The organism is Melaminivora alkalimesophila, from assembly GCF_000282995.1.
Taxonomy (GTDB): domain Bacteria; phylum Pseudomonadota; class Gammaproteobacteria; order Burkholderiales; family Burkholderiaceae_C; genus Melaminivora; species Melaminivora alkalimesophila.
This window is the reverse complement of record NZ_ALEE01000170.1, coordinates 1-4,874: the sequence shown is the minus strand read 5'-3', so window position 1 is coordinate 4,874 and position 4,874 is coordinate 1. Positions and strand designations below refer to the sequence as shown.

Here is a 4,874-nt window from a genome sequence, read left to right as displayed (position 1 = left end):
GGGCCGCCGCGCCCGCCGCGCCCGCCGAACAGGCCGCTGAGCTTGCGGTTCAGGTCGCGCCACAGCTCGTCGAGGTCGGGCGGCTGGCCGGACGGCCCGCCATCGCGCCCCCGGTTGCCCGGCCCGCGGGGCTCCAGGGGGCGCTCGGGCTCCGGCCGGGAGCCACCGTCGTTGCCATCCTCGCCGCGGCCCCAGCGGGGGTCGTTGAGGTTGAAAACGCCCCGAAGGCGCGCCGGCAGCCAGGGCCAGCGCAGGGAGCGGTCAGCTTGGTTCATGCGCGAATTCTCTTGTTCTGTAGGGACGCGGAAACAGGCGCCATTGTGCCCAACTCAGTCGGCGGGCCCGGCCAATTCAGGATCGGCCGCCGGGGGCATCGCCCGGCGCTCGCGGTGGCCGGCGACCCGCTGGGCGAGCTGCTCGCGCAGCAGCGGCATGCCGGCGCCGGTCTGGGCGCTCACGAACACCCGGGGCACCTGGCGCCCGTCGAGCTCGTAGCTGTCGAGCAGCTCGGACGGGCGCACGCCGGCCGGCAGCGCATCGAGCTTGTTGAACACCAGCAGCTGGGCAATGTCGGCGGCGCCGATCTCCGCCAGCACCGACTGCACCTGAGCGATCTGCTCGGGGTAGCCGGGGTTGGCGGCATCCACCACGTGCAGCAGCAGGTCGGCATCGACCGCCTCCTGCAGCGTGGCCTCGAAGGCATCCACCAGACCGTGCGGCAGGTCGCGGATGAAGCCGACGGTATCGGACAGCGACACCGAACCGGCTTCCGGGCCAAGGTAGAGCTGGCGCGTGGTGGTGTCGAGCGTTGCGAACAGCTGGTCGGCGGCGTAGGCGCGGGCCTTGACCAGGGCGTTGAACAAGGTGGACTTGCCGGCGTTGGTGTAGCCGACCAGCGAGATGTTGAAGGTTTCGCGGCGCGCGCGCTGGCGCCGCTGGGTGCTGCGCTGGCGCTTGACGCGCACCAGCCGCTCGCGCGTGCGCTTGATGCCTTCCTCGATCATGCGCCGGTCCAGCTCGATCTGGCGCTCGCCCGGACCGCCGCGCGTGCCGATGCCGCCGCGTTGGCGCTCCAGGTGCGACCAGCGGCGCACCAGGCGGGTGGACAGGTACTGCAGCCGCGCCAGCTCGACCTGCAGCTTGCCCTCGTGGCTGCGCGCGCGCTGGGCGAAGATCTCCAGGATCAGCAGCGTCCGGTCGTTCACCGGCAGGCCGATGTGGCGCTCCAGGTTGCGTTGCTGCGCCGGGCTCAATGCCTGGTCGAACAGCACCTCCTGGGCGCCGTGCATCTCGGCCAGCGTGCGGATCTCGTCGGCCTTGCCGCTGCCGACGAAGAGCGCGGCATCCGGCACCTTGCGGCTGCAGGTCAGGCGCGCCACGGGCTCGAGCCCGGCGGTCTGCGCGAGCAGGCCGAGCTCCTCGAGCTGCGCATCGAAGTGGGGAAGGCCGAAATCAACGCCCACCAGGAGGACGGGCGTGGCGGTTTCGGGGGAAGAAGAAGCGTCGGAGGAAGGCGTCAAGAGCGCTCGAGAAAAATGGCGCGCCGCCGCAGGCACTCGGCGCCGGGGCAGCGGCGGAAAGAAGAGGGAGGCAGCCCGCGCTCAGCGGTTGTCGGCGGCCGCGGGCTCGTTGGGCTCGGCGGTGGCGAGGTTGACCGGGCGGCCGGGGACGATGGTGGAGATCGCGTGCTTGTAGACCATCTGCGTGACGGTGTTGCGCAGCAGGACCACGTACTGGTCGAAGGATTCGATCTGCCCTTGCAGCTTGATGCCGTTCACCAGGTAGATGGAGACCGGGATGTGCTCGCGGCGCAGGGTGTTGAGGAAGGGGTCTTGCAGCAGCTGGCCTTTGTTGCTCACGATATTCTCCGTGTTCCGAAGTGTTGTTGTGGTGCGGCACCTTACCACAGGCTTGCAGCCCCGCGAGGGCCGGGGGATCAGCCGCCGCCCTTGTCCACGTAGGGGTTGCTGGAGGTCTTCATCTCGATGCGCAGCGGCGTGCCCACGAGGTTGAATTCCTTGCGGAAGCGCCCTTCCAGGAAGCGCCGGTAGGCGTCGGTGACGTGCTCCAGCGAATTGCCGTGGATCACGATGACCGGCGGGTTCATGCCGCCCTGGTGGGCGTAGCGCAGCTTCGGCCGCGACGAGCCCGCGCGCTTGGGCGCCTGGAAGCGCACCGATTCGAGCAGCACGCGCGTGAGCACCGGCGTGGGCATCTTGCAGGTGGCCGAGCGGTAGGCCTGCAGCAACGAGGCCCACAGCGGGCCCAGGCCCTGGCGCCGGGTGGCGGAGATGAAGTGCAGCGGGGCGAATTTCAGGAACGCCAGGCGGGTCTCGATGGAGCGTTCGAGCATCTGGCGTGCATAGTCGTCCACCGCATCCCACTTGTTGACGGCCAGCACCACGGCACGGCCGCTCTCCAGGATGTAGCCGGCGATGTGCGCGTCCTGGTCGGTCACGCCCTGCGTGGCGTCGAGCAGCAGCAGCACCACGTGCGCCGACTCGATGGCCTTCAGGGTCTTGACCACCGAGAACTTTTCCACCGCCTCGAACACCCGCCCCTTGCGGCGCAGGCCGGCGGTGTCGATGAGCTCGAACTTCTGGCCCTGGCGCTCCAGCGGCACGCTGATGGCGTCGCGCGTGGTGCCGGGCAGGTCGAAGGCGACCAGCCGCTCCTCGCCGAGCCAGGTGTTGATGAGCGTGGACTTGCCGACGTTCGGCCGGCCGGCGACGGCCAGGCGGATGACGCTGCGCGCCTCGCCCTCGCCCTCCTCTTCCGGCTCGTCCTGCCACGGCAGGGCTTCGAGGGCATGTTCCGTCAGGCTGCGCACGCCCTGGCCGTGGGCGGCCGAGACCGGCAGCACCTCGCCCAGCCCAAGCTCGTAGAACTCCGCCAGGTGCGCGCTTTCCTGCATGCCCTCGGCCTTGTTGCCCACCAGCACGCAGGGCTTGCCCAGACGGCGCAGGTAGCTGGCGATGTCGTGGTCCTGGGCCGAGACGCCGGCGCGCACGTCCACGACAAAGACCACCACGTCGGCCTCGGCCACGGCCTGGCGTGTCTGGCGCGCCATTTCATGGAAGATGCCGCTGGCGGCCTCGGGTTCGAAGCCGCCGGTGTCGACCACGATGAACTCGCGCTTGCCCAGCCGCCCGTGGCCGTAGTGGCGGTCGCGCGTGAGGCCGGGGAAGTCGGCCACGATGGCGTCGCGCGTGCGCGTCAGGCGGTTGAACAGCGTGGACTTGCCCACGTTGGGGCGCCCCACCAGGGCAATGACGGGCTTCATCCCTGGGTCCTGACTGCGTTGGTTGGCGGGAGTGGGTGCGGCACGAAGGTCGGCCTCACTCGGGGCGGAAGCCAAACACGCCGCCCTTGCGCGTCACCACCACCAGGGTGTCGGCGGCGGCCACCGGCGCGGCGGCGATCGGCGAGCCGTCGGTGGACAGGCGGTTGAGCGGCGCGGCGTCCTCGCGCGACAGCAGGTGCACGAGGCCGCTGTCGTCGCCGACGACGACCGAGCGGCCGAGCAGCAGCGGCGCCGTCAGCTTGCGCCACTGCAGGCGGTCGCTGCTCCAGGCGCGCGTGCCGTCGGCGCGGCGCCAGGCGAGCACCGTGCCGTTGCCTTCGGTGCCGAAGAGCATCTGCTCGTCGCCGTCGATGCCCTCGCCGCCACTGGCCTGCTGTGTCCACAGGACGGCGCCGCGGCGCGCGTCGATGCAGCCCACGCTCGCCTGGAAGGCGCGTGCGCAGAGGTGGTCGCCCACACGGCTGGTGCGGCCGACGATTTCGACCAGGCGCTCCACGTCGTTGGTGCCGCGTGGGCTGGCAAGTGGCGCCTCCCAGCGCACACCGCCGTTGTCCGGGTCGAAGCCGACCAGGCGGCCCGACAGGCCCGCCACCAGGGTATCGCCCACGGCCATCAGCACACCTCCCTGGCGCAGCACGAGCGGCTCGCCTGGGCGCTGCTGGCGCCACAGCTGGCGACCGCTCGCGGCGTCGAAGGCGGTGACCGAGCGGTCGCCGGCGAGCACGAACACCCGGTTGCCCGCCACCAGGGGCGCGGTGTAGGCCTGGGCGCTCAGCGGCTTGCGCCAGATCTCGCGGCCGGCGTCGAGCACGACGACCTCGCCGGTGGCGGCCGTGACCGCCGTCCAGCGGCCGTCGCTGCCGACCCCCGCGGTCAGCGTCCCGGCCACGCGGGTGCGCCAGATGTCGCCACCGGTGCGCGCGTCCAGCGCCACCACCTCGCCCGCAGACGAGGCGAGCAGCACCGTATGGCCGAGCACGCGCACGTCCAGCGCCATGCCCTGCATGCTGCCGATCTGCGCTGTCCACGCCTGGCGCACTCCGAGGATGGGAACGTTGGGGCCGAGCTCGGCGGGCTTGGGCCGCGAGGAGCCCCCGAAAAACGGCAGCGATGAGCAGCCGGCGAGTGCCAGCGTGCTCGCCAGCAGGGCCGCGGCAGCGGGGCGCAGCATGGCGGCCGCCCTCATTGCGCCGCTCCCGCTCCCGCGGCCGAGGCCAGCACCGACACCCCGAGGGCGTTGAGCTTGGCCTCCACCAGCCGCCGGTAATCGATGCGCTCGTCCAGTGCCTGCCAGGCCTTGCGGTATTCCTCGACGGCTTCGGCCTTCTTGTCCTGCAGCGCCAACACGTCGCCCTTGCGGTCGGCCACCAAGCCCGCGAATTCGGGCGGAATGCTGCCCGACAGCTGGGCCATGGCGCCGTCGTAGTCCTTCTGCTCGATCAGCAGGGCCGCCAGGCGCAGGCGCGCGAGCGCGCGCAGGCCTTCATCGCTCGCCTTGTCGGCCACCCAGGCGAGGGTGGAGCGCGCCTCGTCGGGCTTGCCGGCGTCCAGCAGCGCGCTGGCGGCCAGC

The 4,874-nt window shown here is 71.4% G+C and carries 6 protein-coding genes; all 6 read right to left on the bottom strand.

Annotation, left to right across the window (positions count from 1 at the left end):
- A partial coding sequence (locus A612_RS02810) for a protease modulator HflK N-terminal domain-containing protein (RefSeq protein WP_040435739.1) occupies positions 1-275 on the bottom strand: 275 nt, incomplete at its 3' end.
- 54 nt (positions 276-329) lie between these two features.
- The gene (gene hflX, locus A612_RS02805; RefSeq protein WP_241209507.1) at positions 330-1,520 is read right to left on the bottom strand and encodes a GTPase HflX; all 1,191 of its coding nucleotides are present in this window, start codon (positions 1,518-1,520) and stop codon (positions 330-332) included.
- Between the two features lie 81 nt (positions 1,521-1,601).
- Positions 1,602-1,859 (bottom strand): RNA chaperone Hfq, encoded by a 258-nt coding sequence (gene hfq / locus A612_RS02800; RefSeq protein ID WP_019373084.1) that lies wholly within the window; start codon positions 1,857-1,859, stop codon positions 1,602-1,604.
- A 77-nt stretch (positions 1,860-1,936) separates the two neighbouring features.
- Positions 1,937-3,283 (bottom strand): ribosome biogenesis GTPase Der, encoded by a 1,347-nt coding sequence (gene der, locus A612_RS02795; RefSeq protein WP_019373083.1) that lies wholly within the window; start codon positions 3,281-3,283, stop codon positions 1,937-1,939.
- 55 nt (positions 3,284-3,338) lie between these two features.
- Entirely contained in the window at positions 3,339-4,475 is a 1,137-nt protein-coding gene (gene bamB, locus A612_RS02790) for an outer membrane protein assembly factor BamB (RefSeq protein ID WP_019373082.1), read from the bottom strand.
- 11 nt (positions 4,476-4,486) lie between these two features.
- Positions 4,487-4,874, bottom strand: a 388-nt coding sequence (locus A612_RS02785; RefSeq protein WP_019373081.1) for a YfgM family protein, incomplete at its 5' end; no start/stop codon positions are given.